The organism is Leifsonia sp. GW821-FHT13C05 (assembly GCF_058806515.1).
This window is the reverse complement of sequence record NZ_JBXAPT010000003.1, coordinates 304,540-330,593: the sequence shown is the minus strand read 5'-3', so window position 1 is coordinate 330,593 and position 26,054 is coordinate 304,540. Positions and strand designations below refer to the sequence as shown.

At 68.6% G+C, this 26,054-nt stretch carries 26 protein-coding genes; 12 read left to right on the top strand and 14 right to left on the bottom strand.

Annotated features, from left to right (window positions below):
• Window positions 1-6 precede the first annotated feature (6 nt).
• The 3 genes from AC1ROC_RS11915 to AC1ROC_RS11905 all read right to left on the bottom strand — a co-directional run bounded on the left by AC1ROC_RS11915 (window position 7) and on the right by AC1ROC_RS11905 (window position 6,383).
• On the bottom strand, window positions 7-1,410 hold the full coding sequence (locus tag AC1ROC_RS11915) for a pyridoxal phosphate-dependent decarboxylase family protein (RefSeq protein WP_493000338.1): 1,404 nt from the start codon (window positions 1,408-1,410) through the stop codon (window positions 7-9).
• Between the two features lie 367 nt (window positions 1,411-1,777).
• On the bottom strand, window positions 1,778-4,699 hold the full coding sequence (locus AC1ROC_RS11910; protein ID WP_493000336.1) for a S8 family serine peptidase: 2,922 nt from the start codon (window positions 4,697-4,699) through the stop codon (window positions 1,778-1,780).
• A gap of 256 nt (window positions 4,700-4,955) precedes the next feature.
• Window positions 4,956-6,383, bottom strand: a complete 1,428-nt coding sequence (locus tag AC1ROC_RS11905; RefSeq protein ID WP_493000334.1) for an amidase — start codon at window positions 6,381-6,383, stop codon at window positions 4,956-4,958.
• A gap of 113 nt (window positions 6,384-6,496) precedes the next feature.
• On the opposite strand from AC1ROC_RS11905, the gene AC1ROC_RS11900 reads away from it, so the two are divergent.
• From AC1ROC_RS11900 to AC1ROC_RS11890, 3 genes are read left to right on the top strand one after another with little or no spacing between them, the layout of a single operon-like run.
• Entirely contained in the window at window positions 6,497-6,859 is a 363-nt protein-coding gene (locus AC1ROC_RS11900) for a GntR family transcriptional regulator (RefSeq protein WP_085369994.1), read from the top strand.
• Window positions 6,856-7,773 (top strand): ABC transporter ATP-binding protein, encoded by a 918-nt coding sequence (locus AC1ROC_RS11895; protein WP_493000332.1) that lies wholly within the window; start codon window positions 6,856-6,858, stop codon window positions 7,771-7,773. The genes AC1ROC_RS11900 and AC1ROC_RS11895 overlap by 4 nt, the downstream gene beginning before the upstream one ends.
• Window positions 7,770-8,546 carry a hypothetical protein gene (locus tag AC1ROC_RS11890; RefSeq protein WP_493000330.1) on the top strand — a complete coding sequence of 259 codons (777 nt, stop codon included), beginning with the start codon at window positions 7,770-7,772 and terminating at the stop codon, window positions 8,544-8,546. The genes AC1ROC_RS11895 and AC1ROC_RS11890 overlap by 4 nt, the downstream gene beginning before the upstream one ends.
• Window positions 8,547-8,588: 42 nt before the next feature.
• Here the strand turns inward: AC1ROC_RS11890 and AC1ROC_RS11885 are convergent, their stop codons facing one another.
• On the bottom strand, window positions 8,589-9,011 hold the full coding sequence (locus tag AC1ROC_RS11885; protein WP_493000328.1) for a VOC family protein: 423 nt from the start codon (window positions 9,009-9,011) through the stop codon (window positions 8,589-8,591).
• Window positions 9,012-9,076: 65 nt separating this feature from the next.
• Between AC1ROC_RS11885 and AC1ROC_RS11880 the strand changes: the two genes are divergently transcribed.
• Window positions 9,077-9,415: a DMT family transporter gene (locus tag AC1ROC_RS11880; RefSeq protein ID WP_493000326.1), complete on the top strand. Its 339-nt coding sequence runs from the start codon at window positions 9,077-9,079 to the stop codon at window positions 9,413-9,415.
• Here AC1ROC_RS11880 and AC1ROC_RS11875 read toward each other — a convergent pair.
• The 5 genes from AC1ROC_RS11875 to AC1ROC_RS11855 form a co-directional block, all read right to left on the bottom strand.
• Window positions 9,399-9,947, bottom strand: coding sequence for a DUF2781 domain-containing protein (locus AC1ROC_RS11875; RefSeq protein WP_085369989.1), 549 nt, complete (start codon window positions 9,945-9,947; stop codon window positions 9,399-9,401). The genes AC1ROC_RS11880 and AC1ROC_RS11875 overlap by 17 nt on opposite strands.
• Before the next feature lie 56 nt (window positions 9,948-10,003).
• On the bottom strand, window positions 10,004-11,080 hold the full coding sequence (locus tag AC1ROC_RS11870) for a hypothetical protein (protein WP_493000324.1): 1,077 nt from the start codon (window positions 11,078-11,080) through the stop codon (window positions 10,004-10,006).
• An 88-nt stretch (window positions 11,081-11,168) separates the two neighbouring features.
• The gene (locus tag AC1ROC_RS11865) at window positions 11,169-11,747 is read right to left on the bottom strand and encodes a GNAT family N-acetyltransferase (RefSeq protein ID WP_085369987.1); all 579 of its coding nucleotides are present in this window, start codon (window positions 11,745-11,747) and stop codon (window positions 11,169-11,171) included.
• A gap of 59 nt (window positions 11,748-11,806) precedes the next feature.
• Window positions 11,807-12,460 (bottom strand): uracil-DNA glycosylase, encoded by a 654-nt coding sequence (locus tag AC1ROC_RS11860; protein WP_168690787.1) that lies wholly within the window; start codon window positions 12,458-12,460, stop codon window positions 11,807-11,809.
• Between the two features lie 59 nt (window positions 12,461-12,519).
• Window positions 12,520-13,038: a phosphoribosyltransferase gene (locus tag AC1ROC_RS11855; RefSeq protein WP_085369986.1), complete on the bottom strand. Its 519-nt coding sequence runs from the start codon at window positions 13,036-13,038 to the stop codon at window positions 12,520-12,522.
• 79 nt (window positions 13,039-13,117) lie between these two features.
• Here AC1ROC_RS11855 and AC1ROC_RS11850 point away from each other — a divergent pair, with 79 nt between their 5' ends.
• Window positions 13,118-14,605, top strand: a complete 1,488-nt coding sequence (locus tag AC1ROC_RS11850; protein ID WP_493000321.1) for an MFS transporter — start codon at window positions 13,118-13,120, stop codon at window positions 14,603-14,605.
• Window positions 14,606-14,691: 86 nt separating this feature from the next.
• On the opposite strand, the gene AC1ROC_RS11845 is transcribed toward AC1ROC_RS11850, so the two are convergent.
• Window positions 14,692-16,014, bottom strand: coding sequence for a bifunctional o-acetylhomoserine/o-acetylserine sulfhydrylase (locus tag AC1ROC_RS11845; RefSeq protein WP_168688921.1), 1,323 nt, complete (start codon window positions 16,012-16,014; stop codon window positions 14,692-14,694).
• Window positions 16,015-16,137: 123 nt separating this feature from the next.
• On the opposite strand from AC1ROC_RS11845, the gene AC1ROC_RS11840 reads away from it, so the two are divergent.
• Genes AC1ROC_RS11840 through AC1ROC_RS11810 form a run of 7 tightly spaced genes read left to right on the top strand, consistent with a single transcriptional unit; the run spans window position 16,138 to window position 22,629 of the window.
• Window positions 16,138-16,917, top strand: coding sequence for an SDR family oxidoreductase (locus AC1ROC_RS11840; protein WP_493000319.1), 780 nt, complete (start codon window positions 16,138-16,140; stop codon window positions 16,915-16,917).
• A 1-nt stretch (window position 16,918) separates the two neighbouring features.
• Window positions 16,919-17,620 (top strand): potassium channel family protein, encoded by a 702-nt coding sequence (locus tag AC1ROC_RS11835; RefSeq protein ID WP_493000317.1) that lies wholly within the window; start codon window positions 16,919-16,921, stop codon window positions 17,618-17,620.
• Between the two features lie 40 nt (window positions 17,621-17,660).
• Window positions 17,661-18,866 (top strand): homoserine O-acetyltransferase MetX, encoded by a 1,206-nt coding sequence (metX, locus tag AC1ROC_RS11830; RefSeq protein WP_085369981.1) that lies wholly within the window; start codon window positions 17,661-17,663, stop codon window positions 18,864-18,866.
• A 15-nt stretch (window positions 18,867-18,881) separates the two neighbouring features.
• Window positions 18,882-20,048 (top strand): sensor histidine kinase, encoded by a 1,167-nt coding sequence (locus AC1ROC_RS11825; protein WP_085369980.1) that lies wholly within the window; start codon window positions 18,882-18,884, stop codon window positions 20,046-20,048.
• Window positions 20,045-21,250 (top strand): hypothetical protein, encoded by a 1,206-nt coding sequence (locus AC1ROC_RS11820; protein WP_085369979.1) that lies wholly within the window; start codon window positions 20,045-20,047, stop codon window positions 21,248-21,250. The genes AC1ROC_RS11825 and AC1ROC_RS11820 overlap by 4 nt, the downstream gene beginning before the upstream one ends.
• Before the next feature lie 43 nt (window positions 21,251-21,293).
• On the top strand, window positions 21,294-21,947 hold the full coding sequence (locus AC1ROC_RS11815; RefSeq protein WP_085369978.1) for a response regulator: 654 nt from the start codon (window positions 21,294-21,296) through the stop codon (window positions 21,945-21,947).
• A 1-nt stretch (window position 21,948) separates the two neighbouring features.
• On the top strand, window positions 21,949-22,629 hold the full coding sequence (locus AC1ROC_RS11810) for a DNA alkylation repair protein (RefSeq protein WP_493000314.1): 681 nt from the start codon (window positions 21,949-21,951) through the stop codon (window positions 22,627-22,629).
• Between the two features lie 37 nt (window positions 22,630-22,666).
• On the opposite strand, the gene AC1ROC_RS11805 is transcribed toward AC1ROC_RS11810, so the two are convergent.
• The 4 genes from AC1ROC_RS11805 to AC1ROC_RS11790 are packed head-to-tail and all read right to left on the bottom strand — an operon-like array spanning window position 22,667 to window position 25,958.
• Window positions 22,667-23,956 carry an MFS transporter gene (locus AC1ROC_RS11805; protein WP_085369977.1) on the bottom strand — a complete coding sequence of 430 codons (1,290 nt, stop codon included), beginning with the start codon at window positions 23,954-23,956 and terminating at the stop codon, window positions 22,667-22,669.
• 38 nt (window positions 23,957-23,994) lie between these two features.
• Window positions 23,995-24,258 (bottom strand): hypothetical protein, encoded by a 264-nt coding sequence (locus AC1ROC_RS11800; protein WP_085369976.1) that lies wholly within the window; start codon window positions 24,256-24,258, stop codon window positions 23,995-23,997.
• A gap of 4 nt (window positions 24,259-24,262) precedes the next feature.
• Window positions 24,263-24,571 carry a thiamine-binding protein gene (locus AC1ROC_RS11795; RefSeq protein ID WP_493000311.1) on the bottom strand — a complete coding sequence of 103 codons (309 nt, stop codon included), beginning with the start codon at window positions 24,569-24,571 and terminating at the stop codon, window positions 24,263-24,265.
• Between the two features lie 37 nt (window positions 24,572-24,608).
• On the bottom strand, window positions 24,609-25,958 hold the full coding sequence (locus AC1ROC_RS11790; RefSeq protein WP_493000309.1) for a hypothetical protein: 1,350 nt from the start codon (window positions 25,956-25,958) through the stop codon (window positions 24,609-24,611).
• Window positions 25,959-26,054: the final 96 nt, after the last annotated feature.

Genomic DNA, 26,054 nt, shown 5'->3' with positions numbered 1-26,054 from the left:
TCGCGTCTAGCTCGCGTCGGCCGGCACTCTCGCGAGCGCGTCCGCGACGGCAGCGGCCGTCCGCGCCGCCTCGGCGCGGTCGGTCTGGAAGTTGCTCACCGAGAAACGCAGCACGGCCTGCCCGCGCCAGCGCGACGGTGAGCCGAAGGCGACCCCCGCACCGTTCAGCGCGTCGGTCACCGCCCGCGTGCGCTCGTCGCTGCCGAAGGTCGCACAGACCTGGGTGAACACCACGTCGTTCAGGATGCGCACCCCCGGCAGCGCGGACAGCCGCTCCCGCAGTTCGGCCGCCGCATCCGCCAGCCGCTCCACGAGCTCGGCGACGCCGTCGCGGCCCAGTTGCGCGAGCACCGCGTACGCGGGAACGCCGCGCGCCCTCCTGGAGAGCTCCGGCACCCTGTCGTTCGGGTCGGAGCCGTCCACCGACGCCGGCAGGTAGGCGGCCTGCTGCGCGAACGACGCGTGCAGCGCCTCCGGTCTCGCCACGATGGCGATGCCGCAGTCGTACGGCACGTTGAGGGTCTTGTGCGCATCCGTCGCCCAGGAGTCGGCCGCCGCCATCCCGGCGGTCAGGTGCCTCAGGCGCGGCGATGCAGCCGCCCACAGCCCGAACGCGCCGTCGATGTGCACCCAGGCTCCCGCCACGTGCGCGATCTCGATGGCGTCGGCAATGGGGTCGAACGCTCCGGAGTGCACATTGCCCGCCTGCAGGCAGACGATGGCGGGGCCGGTGCCAGAGCTCGTGCCGCTCGCGAGCATCTCGCGCAGTGCGTCCACGCGCATCCGGCCCTCGTCGTCGGCGTCGACGAGCTGCGGCCTCCCCAGCCCGGCGAACCGTCCGGCCTCCTCGAGGGAGCCGTGGCATTCCGCGCCCGCGATGAAGCGCACGCGGGGACCGCCGGACAGACCGTCGGAGGCGACGTCCCAGCCGGCGTCACGCAGCACCTGGTCCCTGCCGGTGACGAGACCGACGAAGTTCGCCATCGTCGCGCCTGTGACGAACCCGGCCTCCGCGGTCGACGGCAGCCCGAGCAGATCGACGATCCACTCGCCGGCCAGCTCCTCCGCAGCGACGACGCCGGGCGTCACCGTGCGCAGGGTGGCGTTCTGGTCCCACGCGGAGACCAGCCAGTCCGCGGCGAGCGCCACCGGCTCCGCTCCCCCGATCACCCAGCCGTGGAACCGCGGGGAGTGCATCCTGAGCAGCCCGGGCTCGATGGCGTCGCCCATCCGGCGCAGCACAGCGGTGACTGGCCCCCCGCGGTCGGGGAGGCTCCTGCCGAGCGCATCCTTGACCTGCTCGATGCTCGCGGTCGCCGGGATGCTGCCCTCGCGGACGCCGTCGAGCCATCGCCCGGCGAGCTGCGACGCTTCGCCGAGCGCTGCATCGAACGGGTGGTCCGCGCTCACGCCGGTTATCGTACGCCGGTCACCAGAGCGGCGGGTAGCGGAGCCGGCTGCCATCGCGCTCCGACGCGACGGCAGCCAAGCGCTCAGCTCGCGGTGACGAAGAACGTAGTGTTCACCGCATCGTCCCGCGCCCCTGCCAAGGTCAGCGCAGCGCGAACCTCATAGGCCCGAGCGTGCGAGACCAGTGCCACCGTGCACAGCGAACTCGACACGCCCGCGCGGCGGGTTTCGCCGCGCGAGCGGCCGCTGGGTCAGCGATGTCCGTCGCAGCGAAGCCCGCCGTGCAGACCATGATGCCGGGGCGCCCGCCATCGGGCGACGAGCCCGTCGCCGGGTGTGCTTCTCGAGTGTCTTCATGCCGCATCCGTCACCCCCGCGGCACCATCCCGAGGCGCTGAGCCTCCGGCCACGTTCCCGAGGACTTCGTCGCGCCGAGTGAGCCGTCACCGACGGTGGATGCGAGCCACAGCTCCGTAGACCACGGAGTTGTGTGATATCCAATACGGGTCTCGTTGTTCACTAGCCCCTCGATCGCGAAGGTTTTCACCTTCGTCCAGTTCGCTCCCCACCGATCGGCCGGGGCCATCGAGACAGCTTCCGCGGCGAATTCTGGAACAGACTCGTTGTACACCCCGAGATAGGCCACAGGCTTCTTCGTTGTCGCATCACCGACGATCAGGTCGGGCACATTGTCGCCGTTCACGTCGGCGATCCCCAGGAGTTTCACCCCTGTGCCTGCAGGCACGAGCACAGTCTCTGTGCCGAGATAGATGCTATTGGCCTTCTGGCGGTGGATGCTGATCTGTCCGTTGTTCTTCTGAATGACGACTCCGCTGCCGCGGAAGCCGCCGCCCGCATAGCCACTCGGCAGATTTCCGGTATACGCAACGCTGGCAATGTCTTTGCCGACCCCGTTCAGAACACTCATCGGAGCCGCCAGCGTCTTACTGCCTGACTGATAGGTGCTGTAAACCAGGTTGTCGCCTTTGATCCAGAGCACCCCGTTGAAGGCATCCGAAAGTCCATACGTCGGGGTCGCGATCGGACTCGTCCAGTCTTCAGCGATCGTGAGGTTCGGTCTGGTGTCGATCACTCCGTTGATCGTGACCGAGTGATAGGAGAGCGTCTTCTTCTCGGTGTCGATCACCGGAACATCCGCAAATCCATCGCCCGTAGCGTCCCAGACATTCGGCCCCGAGTCGAGTTTGAGGTTCCGGGGAGCCGGGATCACGTGGATGGGTGCAACCCACCGGCCGGACGAGACAGCCTTGCTGGGCTTGCCGTTCTTCACCGGGCTCACATTGAGGAGGTATGACGCGTCGCGATAGCCGTACCTAGCCTCGTGATTCACCCAGTCGTCCAGAACGAACACGTCGTCGACTCCCGCCGCCGTGGCCAGATTGTCGGGGGTCGACGCGAATGCGATGGTCGATCCAGCTTCCAGTCCGCGGTACGACTGAACGGCACCGCTGTCAGGCTGGCGAACAACCAGATCCGGGATCGTGTCGCCACTCACGTCGGCGACTCCGACCAGCTTCACCGTCGTCCCCGCGGGCATGACTTCGCGTTCAGCACCCAGCGCGACCGTATACGGGTCTTTCTCGTGTGCCACGATCTGGCCGTTCGTCTTCTGAATGATGATCGCAGTCCCAGTACCCACTGTCTCCTTCGTCTGGTGACGTGTGTATGCGATACCGGAGATGTCGTTTGCGACGCCGGGCGCTACGAGAGTGCCATCGTCCAGCGCCTCCTTCTCGCGCACGTACTCGTAGTAGTAGAGATCGTCGCCCTTGCTCGCGAGCAGTCCGTTGGTTCCCCGCACCCTGTAGTCGTACACGGCAGCCGCCAATGCGCCGACCTTGCCGATGGCGACCCCGTTGGTGGGATCGATCAGGCCGGTGTCACCGACGGAGTGGAGGGACACCGTGGTGCGATCCTTTCCGATCACCGGGATGTCCGCCGATCCGTCGCCGGTGAAGTCCCAAACGCTTCGGCTCTCGTCCCGCACGTTGGCAGCGTCGACGAGCGACATGCGCTGGCTCACCACGCCCCGCCTGCCCTCGCGCGTGTCCTGCACGCCGACGCCCGTCTCCTGAAGGAGCTTCGTGAGCTTGTCGACGCTGACGTTCTCGTAGCCGAAGCGCTGGCGGAGCACCGCGAAAGCACCCGCCACCTGCGGGGCGGCAAACGAGGTTCCCAGAGCCCAAATCGCCCGGCTCGACGGCGCCGCGTCCCGTGGGAAGTTCGCATGAGAAGTCCACAGCCTATTTCCGACGGTTCCGTCGCCCACGGGGGCCAACAGCGCCACCCGCGTCGACGCATTCGTCCCCGTGTTCTCGCCGACCGTCAGCGTAGACATGTCGTTGACATTGGTGCTTCCCACGGCAATAGCCGCCTCCGATGCGGCCAGCAGGCCGACGCCGTCTGCTGCCTCTGTGTTACCGGCTGCGACGACAACAGCGACGCCATCCCGCTTGAGGTCCGCCATCACGGGAAAGTAGGGCTCCGGTCTCTCGTCGCTGTCGTGGACGAACTCGTGCAGGTTCTTATTCGCGTCCTTCCACGCGAATGACGCGGAGATATTGATCGCCGCAATCGGTTTCCCCTTGTCCTTGTACTTCGGTCGCAGATCGTCCTGAACGTACTGAAGAGCCGCACCGAGGGCGTCAAGATTCCAGGCCCCTTGCACACCGACCTTGATCAGGACGAGATCTGCGCCCGGAGCGACCCCTGAAAGCGTCGCAACTCCTTCCTGGCCGCCAAGGTCGATCGTCCACGGGGTTCCTGCAACGAGCCCGGCGACTTTGGTCCCATGGCTCTCGTGGCACACGTGTTCGACGTTGTTGTCCTCTGGCACCTTCTCGAAGCACGCCGCGTTGTATGTGGACGAACCGGCTCCCGATTCGAAAACGATATTGGTGCCGGGCTGCTTGACCGCATCCGGGGAGCAGAGACTGTCGGTGAAGTCCGACGGCACTGCGTAGCTGCCGAAGCACGCCTCTTCGACGACGCGGTCCTTCAGCATCGGATGCTCCGGATGGAATGCCCCGTCGATGACGACGACGGTCTGGCCGGAGCCGTCGTAGGCAACGCCATCCGATGAGAATCCGGCACCGGCGATACCACCCACGTTTTCCGGGGCCGACGTCGACGCGACTGCGGGAGTTGACACCAGCCCGGCAGCGGCGATCGCGATCGCAGCGAGCGTCGCCGCCCAGCGTCGCTGTCGCCGACGGCGTTTCGAGGCACCAGGGTCACCGTCGAAGACGGCTTTGTGAACGAGATCCATGTGTTATGAGTTCCTTGCGAGTCGAGTGAAACAGTGCGCCGATGCTGGATACACGCGCACACTCGAGCCGCGCCACGGCAAAACGCGGCAGAGCGAATCGGGTCTCATGCCAGCATCGAGTGAGCAAGCATAACATCCAAGATTTCTAATCTCGAATTAATATAAAAATACTGGACGTTTCGTCGCAGTGGTTAGCGAGCGTCGGGACCGGCAGGCATTTTACGTTCCACAGACGCAGGCGCTCATGAGGGGACGGTCACCAGAGCGGCGGGTAGCGGAGCTGCCAGCGCACCTTCCGTTCGAGCTGGGCGGCCAAGGACAGCAGCGTGCGCTCCCCTCCCGGCCTCCCGATCAGCTGCACGCCCATCGGCAGGCCGTCGTCGGTCTGGGCGATCGGAAGCACGATGGCCGGGAGGCCGGACACGTTGAGCATCGACGTGAACGGCGTGTACTGCACTTGCTGCTCGAAGTTGCGTTCTCCGTCCTCCTGGTCGTACCAGCCGACCGGGCGCGGGGTCATCGCCATCGCGGGGGTGAGCACGGCGTCGAAGCTCGACAGTTGCCGGATGAGGGAGCGCTCGTATGCCGTGAGCGCCGACAGGGCCTCGCTCAGCTCCCTGGCGCTGAGCGCCCTGCCCCGGCGCAGCAGCCAGGCGGTGAGCGGTTCGAGCAGGTTCTCCGCGTCGCCCTCCGCCGGGATGCGCGCAGCACCCGCCTGCCAGATCGTGCGGAACGCGGGCGCGTACGTCGGGTCGGAGACCAGCGCCGTCTCCTCCATGCCGTGCCCTAGGTCGCTGAACGCCTGCACGGCCGCGTCCAGCGCAGCCAGCGCCTCCGGGGCGATCACGATGTCGTACGCGTCGTCCCAGGCGGAGGTCGTCATCACGCCGAGCTGGAAGCGGCCCTCTCCGCGGACGGCGGTGCCGAGGAAGGGGTCGTCGTCGTCGTACGGGGCGCGGAGCGTGTAGTGGTGGTCGATGCGGCCGTCGCGGCGCGCGATCATCCCGTCGAGCAGGAGGGCGGCGTCCGCCGTGGTGCGCGCGAGCGGTCCGTCCACCACGAGGCCGGCGAGCGAGTCGATGCCGCTGCCTGCCGGCACGAGGCCCCGGCTCGGCTTCAGCCCGACCAGGCCGCACGCCGCAGCGGGGATGCGCACGGAGCCTCCCCCGTCCGAGCCGGGCGCGAAGGGGAGCATCCCGCTGGCCACGGCCACCGCCGCTCCCCCGCTCGACCCGCCGGAGCCGAGTGACAGGTCCCACGGGTTGCGGGCGGGAGGCGCCGCGAGCGACTCGGTGTATGCAGGGAGCCCGAACTCCGGGGCGTTGGTCTTTCCGAGGCTGACGGCGCCCGCCGCATCCAGGGTCTCGACGATCTCGTCGGAGGCGTCCGGCACGAAGTCGGCCATCAGGCGGGAGCCGAAGCCGGTGCGGACGCCCGCGCGCATCCACAGGTCTTTGTCTCCGGAGGGGAGACCCCAGAGCGGGGCGGTCTTCGGCACCGCGTCGGCGACGTGATCTGCGCGCTGCAGGGCGAGATCGCGGGTGACGGTGACGAACGCGCCGAGTTGCGGGTTGAGCCTCTCGATGCGGTCGAGGTAGTGGGCGGCGAGTTCTCGGGGTGAGACCCGGCCGGTCTGCAGTTCCTGCCAGAGGGCGAGGGCGGTGAGCTCGTGGAGTTCGGCCATGCTCCGAGGCTATCCCCGATCCGCACGAAGAAATCTCTTGACACCGGTGGCCAAGCCTGGTTGGTTAGTTACATCAGTAACTAACACATGAGGGTGCAGAGCCGGAGGTACCGATGATCGAAGAGGGAAAGCCGATCTTCGTTCAGATCGCCGAACAGATCGAGAACGACATCATCGACGGCGTATACCCCCCGGAGACCCAGGTGCCGTCGACCAACGAGTTCGCGGCCTTCTACCGCATCAATCCCGCAACAGCAGGCAAAGGCGTCAACATCCTGGTGGACGACGGGATTCTCTACAAGAAGAGAGGAATCGGCATGTTCGTTGCCGAAGGCGCCCGCGAGCGCCTCATCGCCAAGCGGCGCGACGCGTTCCGCGACGAATACCTCCGCCCCCTGCTCGCCGAGGCGGCGAAGCTCGGGATCGGACCCCAGCAACTCACCGAGATGATCACCACGGAAGGAATCAGCGCATGAGTGCCACAGCGACACCCACCTCGATCGCGCCGGCCGTGCACGTCGACGGCCTCACCAAGCGGTTCGGATCGTTCACCGCCATCGACGACGTCAGCTTCACCGTCAAGCCCAACAAGATCTACGGGCTCCTCGGCCGCAACGGCGCGGGCAAGACCACCATCATGCAGCTGCTCACCGGCCAGGTCTTCGCCTCGGCGGGCGAGGTCAGGGTGTTCGGGGAGAGCCCGGTCGAGAACGCCCGGGTGCTGCAGAACCTCTGCTTCATCAAGGAGAGCCAGCGGTATCCGGACGACTTCCAGCCGAAGCACGTCTTCCGCAGCGCCCCCTGGTTCTTCGAGAACTGGGATGCGGAGCTCGCCGAACAGCTGATCGCCGACTTCCGCCTGCCGGTGAACCGCCGCATCAAGAAGCTGTCCCGCGGTCAGCTCTCCGCCGTCGGCGTGATCGTCGGGCTCGCATCCCGTGCCCCGCTCACGTTCTTCGACGAGCCGTACCTCGGACTGGATGCGGTGGCCAGGCAGATCTTCTACGACCGCCTCCTCGAGGACTACGCGGAGCATCCCCGCACGATCATCCTGTCGACGCACCTCATCGACGAGGTCGCCAACCTGCTCGAGCACGTCATCGTGATCGACCAGGGGCGCATCCTGATCGATCAGGATGCGGAGGAGATGCGCGGATCGGCCACCACCGTGGTCGGCCAGCGCAGCGCCGTCGACCAGTTCGTCGCCGGGCGCGACGTGATCCACCGCGACGGCATCGGCGGGCTCGCGTCCGTCACCGTCGCCGACCTCACGCCGGCCGACCGCGCCCAGGCGGCCACCGCAGGGCTGGAACTCAGCCCCGTCTCCCTCCAGCAACTCATCGTCCGCAAGACCAACGTCCGAGCGACAGAATTCGAGCAGAGCGCATGACCGCCGTCACACCGGAGTCGGTGAACCTCCGCACAACGCCCGCGTCCGCCCACCGCATCTGGAGGGTGGTGAGGCTCAACCTGGTCAACAAGTGGTCGACCATCTGGGTGCCCATGATGATCATGGCGTTCATCTGGCTGATCAACTATCTGATCTGGTGGATCATCTGGCTGGCCACCGCCCCGGCGGACCGGGCGCACGCGTTCGAGGGGACGCAGTGGAGCGGCGGGGCGTCGTACATCTTCGTCTACATGCTGGTGATCGGTATCCAGGTGATCTCGATGACCTTCCCGTTCGCGCTCGGATACAGCGTCACGCGGCGCGACTTCTACCTGGGAGCAGCCCTCACGTTCCTCCTGCTCGCCGCCGGATACTCGATCGGCTTCACCGTGCTGTCCGCGATCGAGGAGGCGACAGGGGGCTGGGGTCTCGGAGGCCACCTGTACACGTCGATCTACTTCGGCGATGGCGGGTTCTTCTCGCGCCTGTTCATCGTGTTCGCGCTGATGTCGTTCTTCTTCTTCACCGGCTCGATCAGCGGAACCCTCTACATGCGCTGGCGGATGAACGGTGTGCTCGTGGCCGGAGCGATCCTCGCCCTGATCATCGTGGGTGCGATCGCGCTGATCACCTTCACGTCGAGCTGGCCGGCGGTCGGCGACTGGTTCGCCACGATGGGCCCGACCGGTGTCGCGGCCTGGCTGCTCCTCCCCACGGCGGTGGCGGCGGTCGCCGGCTACTTCGTGATCAGCAGGGCGACGCCGAAGAACTGAGCCGGGCATCCATTCGCGGCCCCAGTCGCATCGCGGCCCCTGTCAGGGTTGCTCGCCGAGTTCCTGGAACACGGTGAGCTGCAGCCCGGCGGGGGCCGCGAGCCGTGCGTTCAGGGAGTTCCACGGGGTGCGGGTGGGCGGCGCAATCAGCTCGGCCCCCGCATCCACCAGGTCGGAGGTGACGGCCTCGCTGTCCTCCACCTCGAACGCCAGCCGGATGCGCGGGGCGACGGGCCTGCCCACCTCCACCTGGTCGATCATGGCCTTCTGCGCCGGGTTCGCGATCTCCAAGGTCGCTCGCCCGGCATCCAGGATCGACACCAGCGCTCCCCCGTCGCCCGCGTACGACTCCTGCTCCTCGAGCCCGAGCGCATCCCGGAAGAACGCCAGAGCCTCGTCGTAGTCCTCCGCCTCGACGACGATCCTCAGCTGCCTCACCCTCGCGCGCTTCTCGCCCTGGTCCATCGTGTCGTCCTCCCGCTAGCGTGTGTACTGCCCGGCGCCCCGCCGGCTGACGGGAGCGACCAGCTGTGCTCGGTTACCTCTACCTCGGCATCGCCATCGCGACCGAGGTCATAGCCACCACTTTCCTGAAGTTCACCTCGGGAGACAACCCCCGGTGGTGGGCGTACGTCATCGTGGTGGTCGGCTACATGGCGTCGTTCTTCGCCCTCTCGCTGTCACTCGGCCGCGGCGTGCCGCTCGGCATCGCCTATGCGATCTGGTCGGCGATCGGCGTTGTCGCGATCGTGCTCATCTCGTGGATCTTCTTCAAAGAGAGCCTCACCTGGGTGCAGCTCGCGGGCATCGTGCTCGTGATCGGCGGGGTGGGCCTGCTGGAGCTGGGCGGGGCTAGAACTTCCGCGTGAACGGCAGCGGTTTCCGCATCCGGATCAGCAGCAGCAACGGCACGAGCACGTACGGCCCGTTGTAGAGCAGGAAGATGAACGGCTGCGGGGTGCGCTGCGCCGCGTCGCCGAAGAACTCGACGCCGAAGATCGGGATGCCCGTGAGGCTGATGATCATGGTCGCGTAGATCACCGCGTACAGCTGGATCCAGTTGTATCCCTTGGACAGGCAGATGACGAGCAGCACGTAGAACGGCAGGTAGATGAACGCCGAGGTGCCGGTGATGAAGCGCAGCCAGATCGGCGGGTTCTGGTAGAGCGGGTCGTACTGCGAGGAGTACGTGTAGTTCCACTGCGCGAACAGGTTCGTGGTGGTCGAGGTCTGCGGGATGCCGAGCGTCGGGATGGCGTCGCTGATGATGCAGGTCACGATGAATAGCGAGAACATCACGATGAAGAAGATGTCGACGGGGCGTTTGCGCAGCGGCAGGTTCGCGGGCGTCGCGGGAGCGGCGGAGGCGACGCGGCCGTTGTCCGGAGTCACGGTGGTCACCTTCGACACCTTAGTCACGGGAGCGGCCGCCCGAGCGCTGGGCGGCCGCCCGCGTGTCACGTCGTGCCGAGGTTGGCGATGACCTGCTTCGCGAGGGCCACCAGCTGCTCGTGCGAGATGTCCTTCCCGTCCGGCACCGCGTGCACCTGCAGCCAGCCGGAGTCCACCACGATGTTGAGGTAGCCGTTCGGCGCCCAGTATGCGGCCTGGCCGACGCCCGGCTGCTCGACCGCGTCGCTGCCGCGCAGGTGCTCCAGATACGTGGCTCCTCCCGGAAGCACGCCGACGGAGACGCTGGCCGTGCCGTCGTCTTCCACCCAGACGCACCAGTACGCGCCGACCTGGTGGCCGACATCGAGTTTCGAGTTCGAGTACTCGCCGTCGTCCGACTTCACCTCGCGGGACGGGCCGAAGCCGATGGTCTGCGTGAGCTGGGCTGTCGTGGCGAGGCCGTCGCAGGTGGTCGCCCCTGTGAGCGCAGGCGCAGCGGGCTGCCAGACCGGAGCAGGGGCATCGAGAGCCGACACCACGCCGTAGCTCTGCGCGAGCAGTGCGGCGACCGCCGAGGTGGCCGCATCCGGCGACGCTTCGCTGCCGAACACCGTGCCGACGATCCCGTAGCCGGGCAGCAAGGCGTGGAAGCCGCACTGGGTCACGGGGGTGCCGAAGCAGTACGTGTACGCGTCCGGTCCGACGGGCGACGGCGTGTCCTGCGACGCGACCGCCTCTCCCGTCCGGTACGCCTCGAATCCGGCCCTGGATGCGCCGGGGACGACGGCGATCCACACGGCGGGTGCCGTCGGGCTGGCCGGGTCGGTGGTCGACCATTGGCAGGTAAGCACCCCCATCCGCTCGTCCGCGTATCCGGTCGGGGTCGCGGTGCGCTCGGGTGTCGACGTCACGAGGTGCGCGCCGCCCGCCTGGTCGACGAGTGCCTGCGTCGCGAGGGCGTCGCAGGTGGTCGCCACGCGGACCGTCGGTGCCGCTGCCTGCGTCGCGGTGGGCGTGGGCGTGGGCGTCGGTTTCGCGGTGGTGGCGACCGGTGCGGCCGGCGCTCCCTGCGCGCATCCCGAGAGTGTGAGGACCACCGCGACGGCGACGGCGCCGAGAACGGATACGGCTGAACGCTTCATATATTCCCCCCAGAGTATGTGCGCATTTCAGCGCCCGCCGTCAGCGTACTGCGACCGGCCGCATCCTGGTCGTCGCGATGCCGAACCGTTATTTGAGGGAGCGCTGCATCAGCACGGTGCCGAGCCAGCGGTCGAACTTGTAGCCGACCCTGCCCATCCGGCCGATCTCGGTGAAGCCGAAGTTCTCGTGCATCTTGATCGACGCCTCTGCGCCCTTGTCGGCGATCACGGCGATCATCTCTTTGAGGCCCGCCGCCTTGGAGCGGTCGATGAGTTCCTGCATCAGCACGGGGCCGAGGCCCTTGCCGGTGGATGCGGCGCCCAGGTAGATCGAGTTCTCCACCGTGAACCGGTATGCGCGCTTCTGCTTCCACGGCGAGACGAGCGCGTAGCCGAGGATCTGGCCGCTCGGCGAGACGGCGACGATGAACGGCATGTTCAGTTTGTGCAGGTAGGCGTACTTGCTCTTCCACTCGCGCAGCGTCATCGCGTCCTCGTCGAAGGTGACCGTGCTGTTGGCGACGTAGTGGTTGTAGATCTCGCGGACCCACGGCAGGTCGGCGGGGACCGCATCCCGGATCGTGTAGTCGAACGGCGCCTCGGCCGGTTCCGACTTCCTCAGGTGACGCGGCAGCTCCCTGCGCGGCTGGTATTCCTCTTCAAGCACGGCACAAGCCTACGCGCGCGGCGGTTTCGGGGAGGTTACGAGTCGGGCAGGCCCACGACTCACGGTTCGAGCGACCAGTCGACCGGGTCGACGCCGCGCAGCCGCAACGCCTCGTTGGCGCGGGAGAACGGCCGGGACCCGAAGAACCCGCGCGACGCGGACAGCGGGCTGGGATGCGGTGACTCGATCGACGGGTTGCCGCCGAGCATCGGTTTCAGCGTCGCAGCATCCCTGCCCCACAGGATGGAGACGAACGGCGTCCCCCGCTCGACCAGGCAGCGGATCGCGTGCTCGGTCACCGGCTCCCAGCCCTTGCCCCGGTGCGAGGCCGGCTCACCGGGGCGCACGGTGAGCACGCGGTTCAGGAGCATGACGCCGTGCCGCGACCACGCGCTCAGGTCGCCGTGCGGCGGAGGGGTGACACCGAGGTCGTCGCGCAGTTCGCGGTAGATGTTCTGCAAGCTGCGCGGAACAGGGCGCACGTGCCGCTCGACCGCGAAGGACAGGCCGATCGGATGCCCGGGCGTCGGGTACGGGTCCTGGCCGACGATGAGCACGCGCACATCGGCCAGCGGGGCACGGAAGGCGCGCAGCACGTTCTCGCCCGCCGGGAGGTACGGACGGCCTGCTGCGACCTCCGCGCGGAGGAAGTCGCCCATCCCCGCGATGCGGTCGGCGACGGGAGCGAGCGCGGACGCCCAGCCGGGATCCATCGACCCGTCGGCGGCCAGGTCGTCGAGAGACTTCGGGACCACGATTCAGGATGCCCTGCTCAGGCTCCGGCGGTGACCGGAGGGAGCGCAGACCAGGGGAAGGTGATCCAGCGGTCGGTGCGGCGCCAGACGAAGTCGGGGTCGAGCACCGTGCGCGGCTTCGAGTACAGGCAGACCGTGCGCACGTCCGCACCGGATGCGGCGATCAGGTCGACGACCATCGCCAGCGTCCTGCCCGAGTCGGACACGTCGTCGACGAGCAGGACGCGCTTGGACTGGAGGGCGCTCTGGTCGAGCATCGGCGGCAGCACCACCGGCTCGGGCAGGCGCTCGTCGACGCCGGTGTAGAACTCGACGTTGAGGGCGCCGCACGACTTGATGCCGAGCGCGTACGACATCGCTCCGGCCAGCAGCAGACCGCCGCGCGCGATGGCGACCACCAGATCCGGTTCGAAGCCGGATTCGACGACCTCGCCGGCCAGGTGCCTGGCGGCCTCACCGAACTCGAGCCAGCCCAGGACCTCTCGCTCGGTCTCCTGGAGAACGGCTGATCCTGAGTCGTCGAGTTCGCCTGCCATCCTCCTACCGTACCGGCCAGCACACCTCCCCGCGAGACACGGATACCGGTCGCGGTCGCGCTGCTGTTAGCATCCAGAAATGGTGTCAGGGAGGACAGGGTCCAGGGTCGCGCTCGGCGTGACCGCCGGACTGATCGGGTGGCTCGCCTTCGTCGAGGTCACGAGCGGGATTCTGCAGGGATACTACGTTCCGCTGATCTCCGACATCGTGCAGCATCTGGGCATCCACGACGCCGACTACAACTGGTTCGAGGCCGCTCAGCTGCTGCTGTCCGCCCTGGTGGTTCCCGTGCTCGCCAAGCTCGGAGACATGTTCGGGCACAAGCGCATCCTGCTGGTCGCCACCGTGCTCACCGCCCTGGCGACGTGGGCGCTGGCGTTCTCCAGCAACTTCACGACGTTCCTCATCGCCTTCGCCCTGCAGGGCTTCTACGTGGTGTGGCTGCCGCTCGAGGTGGCGCTGATCTTCGACCGTGGCCGCCGCACCGGCACCGCGGCGTCGCAGACGCGCAAGGCGGCCGGGCTCCTGGTGGTCGCGCTGGAGGGCGGCGCGATCGTCGGCGCCGTCGGGGCCGGACTGCTGTTCGAGGCGCTGGGCAAGAACGTGACCCTCACGCTGATCGTGCCCGCCGTCGCCGTCACGCTCGTCTTCTTCGCCATCCTGTTCGGCGTGCCGGAGTCCGAGCCTGTGCCGGGCAGACGACTGGATGCGGTGGGCTTCACGATCCTGACGCTCGGCCTCCTGCTGATCACCTCAGGCCTCACGTTCCTGCGCATCAACGGCGTCGGCACCTGGTGGGTCTGGGTGCTGATCGCGGTCGGCGTGCTCACGTTCATCCCGTTCGGCCGCTGGGAGCTGAAGCAGGACGACCCGGCGATCGACCTGCGGGTGCTGCGCCGCCCGAACATGTGGCCCGTGCAGCTCACGGCCGGTCTCATCGGCATCAGCCTGCTGGGCGCGCAGGCCCCGCTCAGCACCTTCGCGGGCACAAACCCGGTGAACGGCTACGGGCTCGGCCTGTCCGCCGGTCAGCGCAGCATCCTGATCGGCGCATACCTGATCTCGATGATCGTCGGCGCCGTGCTGTTCCCCGTGGTGTCGTCGTGGCTGAGTCCCCGGGTGACCCTGATCGTCGCCGCGTTCCTGGTGGGAATCGGCTATCTGCTGTTCCTGCCGTTCCACGCGGAGACGTGGCAGGTGTTCACCAACATGGCGATCGCGGGCATCGGCTCCGGGGCGCTGGTCGGCGCGCTCCCCGCGGCGGCTGCCGCGGCTGCTCCGCGCGGCCAGACCGGGATCGCCACGGCCCTCACCAACACGACCAAGACCATCGGCGGCTCTTTCGCCTCCGCCGTCTTCGGCGTCGTCCTGCTGACCGGGGCCGCGACCGTCACGGCAACGGCCGCGAGCCTGTTCGGGTACATGCTCGTGTGGACCATCTGCGGGCTCGGCGCCATCGTCGCCGCCGTGCTGCTCTTCTTCGTCCCGAAGCTCGCCTTCGCCGACGCGGATGCGGGCGCGGAGCCCGAGCCGGACGCCGTCGCGGCGGAGTCTCCGGTGCTCTGACCACGCCGCAAACACGAGATGCCAGCAACTGTCGCGAATCGCCCGGGATTCGGCACAGTTACTGGCATCTCGTCGATGCGGTGCGGCTAGGCGCGCGCTGCCTCCACGACGGAGCGGGCGGCCGTCAGGCCGGCCTGCAGGTCGGTCTTCAGGTCGTCGATGTTCTCGAGGCCGACCGAGAGGCGCACCAGGCCGGGCGTGACGCCGGCGGTGAGCTGCTGCTCGGGGGTCAGCTGCGAGTGCGTGGTCGACGCCGGGTGGATGACCAGGCTGCGCACGTCGCCGATGTTGGCGAGGTGGCTGAACAGGCTGAGGTTGTCGACGAGCGCGCGGCCCGCATCCACCCCGCCCTTGAGCTCGAACGAGAGCACGGCGCCGACGCCCTTGGGGGCGTACTTGTTGGCCGCCGCGTACCAGGGGCTGGTGGGCAGCCCCGAGTAGTTGACGCTTGCGACATCCGGGTGGTTCTCGAGGAACTCGGCGATCTCCTGGGCGTTCTGCACGTGGCGCTCGACGCGCAGCGACAGGGTCTCGATGCCCTGGATGAGCTGCCACGCGCTGGCCGGGGCGATGGCCGCTCCGAGGTCGCGGAGCAGCTGGACGCGCGCCTTGATGATGTATGCAAGGCCGTCGCCGACCGCTGCCGTGTACACCGCGCCGTGGTACGACGGGTCCGGCTGGGTGAGGCCCGGGAACTTCTCCGCGTTCTCGGTCCAGGCGAACTTTCCTCCGTCGACGATCACGCCGCCGATGACCGTCCCGTGTCCGCCGAGGAACTTGGTGGCGGAGTGCACGACGATGTCCGCGCCGTGCTCGAACGGGCGGATGAGGTACGGGGTCGCGATGGTGTTGTCCACGATCAGCGGGACGCCGGACTCGTGGGCGACGTCCGCGACCAGCGCGATGTCGAGGATGTTGATCTTCGGGTTGCCGATGGTCTCCGCGAAGAACAGCTTGGTGTTCGGGCGGACGGCGCGGCGCCACTCGTCGGCGTCGTCCTGGTTCTCCACGAACGTGGTCTCGATGCCGAGCTTGGCGAGGGTGTACTTGAAGAGGTTGTACGTCCCGCCGTAGATCGAGCTGGACGACACGATGTGGTCGCCGGCCTGCGCGATGTTCAGCACGGCGAAGGTCTCCGCGGCCTGGCCGGAGGCGACGAGGAGGGCGCCGGTGCCCCCTTCGAGCGCGGCGACGCGCTCCTCGACGACGGCCTGCGTCGGGTTCTGGATGCGCGTGTAGATGTTGCCGAACTCGGCGAGCGCGAACAGGTTCTTGGCGTGCTCTGCGTTGTTGAACACGTACGAGGTGGTCTGGTAGATCGGCGTGGCGCGAGCGTTCGTCACCGGGTCGGGTGCTGCACCGGTGTGGATCTGCTTGGTCTCGAACTGCCAGTCGGCGGCGTCGGTCATGGCTCACTCCTTCGGGTGGGATGCGTGTCGAGCGGTCTGCCACCGCCTCAACAGCAGGCTAGACGCGCGGGCAGGTGCGGGCAATGCGCGCGCAACATGCCGTAATCCGTGAAGAATAGGCGCATGAGCGTGAGACGGGTCGTTGTGACGGGTGCCAGTTCCGGGATCGGGGAGGCGGCCGTCCGGCTGTTCCGGTCGCACGGGTGGGATGTGGTCGGGGTGGCCCGCAGGGCGGACCGGCTCTCCGCACTGGCCGAGGAGACCGGCGCCGACGTCTTCGTCGCCGACCTCACCAGGCAGGAGGACGTGGATGCGCTGCGCTCCCACCTCGAGGCGACCGGCCCCATCCACGCGCTCGTCAACAACGCGGGAGGCGCGCGCGGCCTCGACTCCGTCGAGAAGTCGGACGTGGACGACTGGGTGTGGATGTACGAGATCAACGTCATCGCGACCAAGCGCGTCATCACCGCGCTGCTCCCCCTGCTGCGGGAGGGCGCGCGGCAGACCGGCCACGCCGACATCCTGAACCTCACGTCGATCGCCGGGCACACGGCGTACGTGGGAGGCGGAGGGTACAACGCGGCGAAGTTCGCCGAGCACGCGCTCACCGAGGTGCTGCGGCTGGAACTGAACGGCGAGCCCATCCGGGTGATCGAGGTCGCGCCGGGCATGGTGGCGACCGAGGAGTTCTCTCTGGTCCGGTTCGGTGGAGACAAGCAGAAGCGGGATGCGGTCTACGAGGACGTGCCGGAGCCGCTGTCGGCCGACGACGTGGCGGCGACCATCGTGGATGCGCTGGAGCGGCCACGCCATGTCGATCTCGACCTGATCGTGATCAAACCGGTGGCACAGGCCGCGCCGTACCGGTTCCACAAGGGCGAGCTGCGGGTCGACGGCGACTGAGATGGCGGGCGACGAGAGCAGGAGGACCGTCTGGGAGGACCGGACGGCGTGGCCGCTGCTCGTCGCCAGCGTGCTGTTCCTCGTCGCGTACTCGTGGTCGATCCTGCAGCCGTCCCGCCCGGTATGGCTGGGCGCCCTGCTCAACGGTGTGCTGTTCGTCGTGTGGGTTGCGTTCCTCGTCGACTACGTCGTGCGGCTGGTGCTGAGCCGCCAGAAGTGGCTGTTCGTCAGGAAGAACCCCATCGACCTGGCCTCCGTGCTGTTCCCCGTCGCCCGGCCGTTCCGGCTGCTGCGCGAACTGCACCGCATCCCGTTGCTGCGCGGCCGGTCGCCGTCGCACGTGCGCAGGCGGGTGCTGATCGTGGCCGCGACGACGGTGGTGATGTTCGTCTACGTCATCGCGCTGGCGGTCTACCAGGCGGAGCGGTATGCGCCGCACGCCACGATCGTGAGCTTCGGCGACGCGGTGTGGTGGGCGTGCGTCACGATGGCGACGGTCGGCTACGGCGACTTCGTGCCGGTGACCGTCGCCGGGCGCATCCTGGCTGTCGTGCTGATGATCGGCGGCATCGCCATCGTCGGTACGGCGAGCGCGACGATCGTGTCGTACATCAACGAGCAGTCGCAGCGCCTGCGTCCGCCGAAGGACCACGAGCAGCACGACGAGCACGAGCCGGAGCGCCAGCCGGACGAGCCCGCGTAACACGCACGCCCTCCCTCCCGCACTGAGCCAGTATGGAGACATGGAGTGGCAGACATCCGCCGATACGGCCCCGTCGAGTTTCATCACGGACGCCCAAGCGAGGTCGCTCCTCGGCAAGCCTCCGGCGAGTGGCGCCTGGAAGGAGTCGGACCCCGAGGGCTCCCGCTCGTTCGTCGGCATCGGCGAGTTCGCCTTCGAGAGCGGGCAGCGCATCCCGTATGTGCGCGTCGCGTACGAGACCTGGGGCACGCTGTCCGCTGAACGCGACAACGCCGTGCTCGTGCTGCACGCCCTCACCGGCGACAGCCACGCGGTCGGCAGCGCCGGCCCTGGACACCCGACCGCCGGGTGGTGGCAGGGCATCATCGGGCCGGGCAAGGCGATCGACACCGACCGGTTCTTCGTGGTCGTGCCGAACATGCTCGGCGGCTGCCAGGGGACGACCGGGCCCGCCTCCATCGCCCCGGACGGCACGGAGTGGGGTCCGCGGTTCCCGTTCACGAGCATCCGGGACCAGGTGAACGCGCAGGCCGCGTTCGCAGACGCGATCGGCATCGACCGCTGGGCGGCCGTGGTCGGCGGTTCGATGGGCGGGATGCAGGCGCTCGAGTGGGCGGTCAGCTACCCGGAGCGCGTCGAACGGCTCGCCGTCATCGCCGCTCCCCCGTTCTCCACGGCCGACCAGATCGCACTCAACTCCGTGCAGATCGAGGCGGTGCGCACCGACCCGCTGTTCCGCGGCGGCCTCTACTACGACGCCGGAGACGGCAACGGGCCGCACCAGGGTCTCGCGCTCGCCCGCCGCATGGCGCTGATCAGCTACCGCAGCTCCTCCGAGCTGAACGGACGGTTCGAGCGCACATGGCAGAGCGAGATCAGCCCGCTCGGCGACAACGGGCGCTTCGCCGTGGAGTCGTACCTCGACTTCCACGGGAACAAGTTCACCAGGCGCTTCGACGCGAACAGCTACATCACCCTGGTGCAGGCGATGAACTCGCACGACATCGGCCGCGACAGGGGCGGGCTGGCCGCCGCCCTGGCACGCGTCACCGCGCGCACCCTGGTGGTCGGCATCGACAGCGACCGGCTGTTCCCCGTCGAGGGACAGCAGCAGATCGCCGCGCACCTCCCCGCCACCATCGACGGAACGGAGCCGGTCGTAATAGAGTCGGACTTCGGGCATGACGGATTCCTCATCGAGGACGATGCCGTGAGCGATCAGCTGCGCAGGCTGTTCGCCGCCTGAGCGGAACGGAGGAGCATGTCGCGCATCCAGAAGGAGCGTGATCGTCTCCTCGCGATGACGGCGAGGAACATCGGCCTCACTGCGACTGCGACCTCCCTGCTCTGCCTGAGCATCCCGGGCACCCTCCCACTTCCGCTGTATCTGGCGGCCGTCGTGCTGCTCGCCTGTCTCGCGTACGCGCAGTTCCAGCTGGCGTCGCTGGCGCACACCGAGGTGTGGGTGGTGGTGATCGTCGTCGCTGGCGCGGCGATCGTCCTGCTCAACCTGCTCCCGGATGTGCCCCTCGGCCCCGCGGCGCTCAGCGCTGTCGGGATGATCGCGGGAGCGGCCGTCGCGAGCGTCGCCATCCCGACCGTGACCTCGCGCGGGAGGGTCGGGCTGCTGGTCGGCGCCTCCGTCGTCACCCTCGCGGCCGAGTCCGCAACGCTCGTGCTCACCGACTCCCAGCGGGGCGAGCCGCTGATCTTCACGGTCGCAGGATGGGTCGCCCTCACCGCCACCGGCGTGTGGCTGTCGCGCACCGTTCCCCGCACGCTGACGCGCATCTCGACGATGAGCCGCGCATACCGGGTCGAGCGCCAGGCGAGCGAGACGGAGGCGCGTCGCCGCCAGGGGGCGCGGCTGCTGCACGACACGGTGCTGGCGACCCTGACGCTGCTCGCGCACTCCGGCGTCGGCGTCAGCGCGGGCGCGCTCCGCGAGCAGGCCGGCGAGGATGCTGCACTGCTCCGCCAGCTGCGGCTCGGCTTCACCCCGGACCCCACCCGCTCCGGCGACTACAAGCTCAAGCCGGTCGAGGAGTCGACGCTCGGCAACACGCTCGAGTCCGTCAAGCAACGCTTCCGCAGGATGGGCCTCGAAGTGAACTGGCACGGCACGGGTCAGGTGCTGCTGCCGAGCGACATCCTGGATGCGTTCCTGCTGGCGCTCGGCGAGTGCCTGGAGAACGTGCGCAGGCACTCCGGCGTCAACGAGGCGCACGTCACGATCACCGACGACGAGACGACGGTGCGCGCGATGGTCACCGACTCCGGCAAAGGCTTCGACGTGAGCACGATCGAACAGGGGAGGCTCGGCTTCACCGAGTCGATCGTCGCCCGGCTGAGGGAGGTGGGCGGCAACGCCCGCCTGTTCTCCTCGCCGGGCAGCGGCACGACCGTCGTCCTCGAGGTGCCGAAATGACCCGCACGACGGAGGAGACCCTGTCCAGGCGCGTCGGCAGCGACAGCGAACGGGATGCGCTCGGCCGCGCCAGGCTCGACATCGGCTTCAATGTGGCCGCCTTCGCCCTCATCGCGTTCCAGCTGGCCGTGATGCTGATCAACCTGGGCAGCTACACCGCCCTGCCGCTCTCGCTGGCGGCGTGGGCGGGGCTGCTCGTCACCCTCGTCGCCGCCGTGATCGTGCGGCCGCGCCTGCCGGACGAACTGCCCAACGGGATGTTCTACACGGCCATCGCGATCTGGGCGGCGGTCGTCGCCCTCGACGTGGTGGGGACCTGGGCTCCCGGCGACACCGGCGCGCAGCCGACCGCCGCCGTCGCCGTCGGGTCCGCGCTGCTGCTCTGCGTGGCCGCGCGTCCCCCGTCGGACATCGTCATCGCATCCATCGGCCTGGGCGTCGTGCTAGCGGGCGAGTTCGCCCTCCGCGGCCAGCACGACCTCTCCGCGCTCGGGCCGGCGTTCGTCACCATCGCGCTGAGCGTCGCTCCCCCGCTGCTCGGCGTGCAGATCGTGCGGTCGCTGCGCACGCTCATCCAGTTGGAGCTCGACCTCGTGCAGGTGCAGAGCACGGTCTCCTCCCCCGGATACGCGGTCGGGATGCTCGCCTCCGAGGAGCTGGCCAGGCTCGACCTCGCCGCAGAGCGCCTGCTCGACGGCGTCGCGAGCGGACGCACCACCCTGCCGCTGAACGAGGAGACGGCGTCTGCGGCGTCGAGCATCGCCACCGAGCTGCGCTTGCACCTCATCCAGGGCCGCAAGGAGACCTGGCTGTACCACGCCGTGACGGAGTCCGCGCTGCTCGGACCGGCGGTGGCGCTGACCGACAGCGAGGGGCTCGCCGCTGCGCTCACCCGCGATCAGCGCGACGGGCTGCTGACCGCGGTATGGCTGCTGATCAGCGATCCGGTGCGGCAGGGAGCGTCCCAGCCGCGCAGTCTGACGCTCGACCTCAGCCGTCCCAGCGCGCCAGAGCACGGCGACCCCAATCCGGGTGCCAGAATATCGATCGTGATTTCGACCACCGGTGTGCCGCGAAACGGGGTGGACCCCGCCGCATGGCAAGCTATCCGTAAGGTGGGCCGGTACGTCGAGACCTTCGCGGGTTCGACGCTGCGCATCGAGATCACCAGTGTGAGCGACAGCTCGGCCGATCTCGCCTGACAGCAGCACCGTCGGCTCCCTCTACCGTCAAGAAAGGCAGCCCGTGACCGAGGCACCTCCCATCAGAATCGCGATCGTCGACGATCACAAGATGCTGCTCGGGGCACTGACCGAGTGGATCCGCAACGCCGCGGACGACATCCGGATGGTCGCAGCCGTAGCCAGCTGGCCCGAACTCCTCACACACCCCGAGTTCCCCGTCGACGTCGTCCTGCTCGATCTCGACCTCAAAGACAACATCCCCGTCTCGCTGAAGCTGTCGACCCTGAAGACCACCGGCGTCCGCACCGTCCTGATGAGCACGTACTCCGAGCCCGCCGTGGTGCGCGAGGCCATCGCGGCCGGCGCGCTCGGCTACCTGGTGAAGAGCGAGGACGCGGAGATGATCGTCGAGGCGATCCGCGCCGCCCGCAAGGGCGAGTCGTTCATCTCGGCCGAGCTCGACCTCGCGCTGAATTCGGGAGAGGTCGGCGGCGCGCCCAAGCTGAGCGCGCAGGAGCGCCGCGTGATGGCGCTGTACGGCGCAGGCGAGCCGGTGAAGGCCGTCGCCTTCCAGCTCGGCATCTCCGACGAGACCGCCAAGAGCTACCTCAAGCGCATCCGCGAGAAGTACCGCGTGGCCGGCTACGACGTCGGCACGAAGGTGGCCCTCCGCAAGCGCGCCATCCAAGACGGCATCCTGCTGCAGAACGACTGACGTGTCCGTGAGGAGCGGCGCGGTGCTCGGCGACGTGCTCGCCGAGCTCGCGGCTCTCGAAGACCCCCGCGTCCGCGCCGTCAACGAACGGCACGGGGACGACCACGGCGTCAACCTCACGAAGCTGCGCGCTGTCGCGAAGAACGTGGGAACGGACCCTGCCCTCGCCGCGGAGCTGTGGGACACCGGCGGCACGGCGGCGCGCCTGGTCGCCATCCTGATCGGCCGTCCTCGGGAATACACCGTCGCCGACCTGGATGCGATGATCCGGGATGCGCGCGTGCCCAAAGTGCACGACTGGCTGATCTCTTACGTGGTGAAGAAGAGCAGGCACGCCGAGGAGCTGCGCGTTTCGTGGCTGGCCGACGACGATCCCGTGGTGGCGAGCGCCGGCTGGGCGCTGACCAGCGACCGCGTCGCGAAGAACCCGGACGGCCTCGACCTCCCCGGCCTGCTCGACACCATCGAGGCCGAACTGAAGGACGCCCCCGACCGCCTGCAGTGGTCGATGAACGAGTGCCTGGCGACCATCGGCATCCACGACGGCGCGTTGCGCGCCAGAGCGATGGCCATCGGCGAACGCCTCGGAGTGCTCAAGGACTACCCGACGCCGCCCGGCTGCACCTCGCCGTACGCCCCGCTGTGGATCGCGGAGCTCGTCCGGCGCCGCGAGCAGGCGTAGCGGCCCCGGCGGCTTCGGCCTCCGCGGCCTCCGCCGCTCAGTCCACCGGCAGCGGGTCCGGACGCTGCGCGTGCACCACGCCGGTGTCGACGCCGCGGCGCTCGCGCGAGCGGTCGATCGAGAACGACACGACCGCGAGCGCGATCCCGGCGACGCAGAGGATCGCGCCGACCACCACCGGCGACAGGTAGCCGAAGCCCGCCGCGATCGTCAGGCCGCCGAGGTACGCTCCCGCCGCGTTCGCGATGTTGAGGGCGGAATGGTTGAGGGCTGCCGCGATCGACTGGCTCTCGTGCGCCACATCCATCAGCCTGGTCTGGATGGTCGGGGACATCGCGCAGCAGGCGGCCGAGATCACGAACAGCGACACGAGCAGCCCCACCACCGTGGAGGCGGTGAAGTAGAGCGCGCCGAGGCCGAGCAGCAGGATGACGAAGAAGGCGAGCATCCCGGGTTTGAGGGCGCGGTCGGCGACGCGTCCGCCGATCAGGTTGCCGACCGTCATCCCGAGGCCGATCAGGATGAGCACCAGCGGCACCGCCGACTCTTTCAGCCCGGTGATGGTCGTCACCATCGGCGCGACATACGTGTACACCGCGAAGAAGCCGCCAAACCCGATGGCGCCGATGAGGAGCGCCAGCCAGACCTGCAGGCGGCTGAAGGCCTTCAGCTCGTTCGCCATCGTCGCCTTTGGGTTGCCGGCCTGCCAGGGCACGAGCGTGGCCACCGCGACGAACGTGAGCGCGAAGATCCCGGCGACGACGAGGTATGCGGCACGCCAGCCGTGCGTCTGCCCCAGCCAGGTGATCAGAGGGACGCCGATCACGTTCGCGATCGTCAGCCCGGAGAGCACGAACGCGACGCCCTGCCCGCGCTTGCCCGGCCCCATCAGCGACGCGGCCACGAGGGAGGCGATCCCGAAGTACGCGCCGTGCGGCAGCGCGCTGATGAACCGGGCCACCAGCACCAGCTGGAAGGTCGGCGCGAGCGCGGACGCGACCGTGCCGAGGGTGAACGCGACGAGCAGCCAGAGCAGCAGCTGCTTGCGCGGCAGCCGAGCGGCGAACGCAGCGATGGTCGGGGCGCCGACCACGACGCCGAGCGCGTATGCCGAGATCGCCCAGCCCGCCTGCGCGTTCGCGTCGGACGGGGAGGCCGCGTAGACGGCGGGCAGCAGGTCGTGGGCGATGTTCGGCAGCAGCCCCATCGCGACGAACTCGGTCGAGCCGATGCCGAAGCCGCCGAGGGCGAGCGCGAGCAGCGCCAGCCTGGTGCGCGCAGGAGTGAGTCGGGGTGTGGAAGTCTGGGTGGTCGGGGCGGCGCTCACGCGCTCGGCCCGGAAAGCGTCGGGGTCACCCGAAAATCCTATATCGAATCGTTTCGAGCGGTGACACCAGTGACGCGCTCCTCCGGATGCGCGCCCAACCCCTCCAGCTCGCTGAACAGCTCGTCGGTCGCCTCCTGGTCGTCCTCCTCCCGGCCGGCGACGCCCGCGCGGATCGCTCCGACCACGGCGACGATCACGAACCCGAGCAGTGGGCCGAGCACCAGGATCGCGACGACGGCGACCACCGGCCAATACAGGTAGAACGCCACGACGATGGGAAGCACCCAGTCCGACACGGTCACGGCGTCACGCCTCGCGGTCGAGCGCCGTTTCGAGCCGCTCGACCTTGCCGGAGAGCTCCCCGGTGTAGCCCGGCCTGATGTCCGCCTTCAGCACGAGCGACACCCGTGTGCCGAACGCGGCGACGGCCTCCGTCGCCCGTTTGACGACGTCGAACACCTCATCCCACTCGCCCTCGACGGTGGTGAACATCGCGTCGGTGTGGTTCGGCAGCCCGGACTCGCGCACGATCCGCACCGCTGCGGCGACCGCATCGTGCACGGAGGCGTCCGGCCCCTCTCCCCCACTCGGTGCGACAGAGAACGCGACCAGCATGATTCCTCCTCGCGCAGCCGCTGCACTCCGGCCGCGACTACAGCCTAGCCACCGGGTCGGCCGATGGCTCCTGCTTCGGAGCGCGGAACGGCCACGCGTGCTGCGGCAGCGAGTCCGCATCGGCCTCCGTGCCGCGCGGCCCGCGCCAGAGCGCCGTGATCGCCCAGCCGAGCACCACGAAATACATCAGGTTGCGCACGGTGAGCACCGCGACCATCGCGGGATGCACGCTGAGCAGCCAGTCGTAGAGGTACGGGTAGATGAGCTGCGTGAGCGCCGCCGTGACGGTCACCAGGATGGCCGGGATGCGGAACCCGCGCCCCTGGTACACCAGCCCGAGCACCACCGGCACCGCCAGCCAGGCGACGTACTGCGGCGAGCCGACCTTGTTGAACGCGATGAAGGCGCTCACCAGCGCCAGAGTCAGCTCCGGCAGGATGCGCGTGACCGGCGTGCCCCTCCGCACCGCCCGGATCCCGATCAGCGCCACGACCACCGAGCAGACGGCGAGCAGCGGGTTCATCAGCGATGCCGCCGTGACGCTGCCTGCGCCGGTGACCTGGAAGGTGAGGATGTCCCTGTCGTAGTACACGACAGCATCCGGCACGTGGAAGGCGGCCTGCCACATCCAGATGGTGCTGACCGGCGCCTCGATCTGCAGCCCGCGGCCGGTCTGCGCCGTGATGAAGCTGAGCACGTGCATCCCGGCCCCGAAGATGAGCGGGACGATCACGATCACCAGGCTGGTCACCGCGGCGGTGACGACGATGCGCCACCGGCTGCGCAGCGCGATCACGGCGGCGACGATGAGTGCGGCTGGCCAGACCTTGATCCAGGTGGCGATGGTGAGCGTGACGACGGCGGCGCGCTCGTGCAGCGTCAGCCAGAGCAGCCCGACGATGGCGAGCGCGACGGAGACGGCGTCGAGGCGTCCGACGGCGATCGGACCGAGCAGCAGGAGGAAGGCGAGCCACCACCAGCCTGCGGCCAGCCGCCTGCGCTCCCTGCCGCCGATCAGCACGGCGAACGCAGCCGCATCCACCAGCAGCACCAGGGTGAGCCAGCCGCCGACATAGTTGTCCGCCCCGGCCAGCAGCGGCAGCATGATCGGGACGAGGGCGGCGAACGGGTAGACCCAGTCCGTGCTCACGCCGACGATGGAGGTGCCCTGCGCGGCCAGCTGCGCCCACGGCTTGTAGACGAGGTAGACGTCGCCGAGGCCCATCCCGTTGCCGTGCAGTGCGAGCCCGCCGAGCAGCAGGTGCACGGAGAGGAAGGCGATCCACAGGCTGAGCGGGCTGGCGGCGACGCGCCGCAGCGTGCTCGGGGACGCCGGAGCAGGAACCCGTGTCGCCTCGATCCCCATGCGGTCATCGTAGCGGCCCACTCCCCCCTCCTGCCGCTCCGACGGGATGCGCGGCCGACGATCCAGGCACTCCATCGGACACTCTCAGGAAGTCGACATGCCCGTTCCATACGCTCG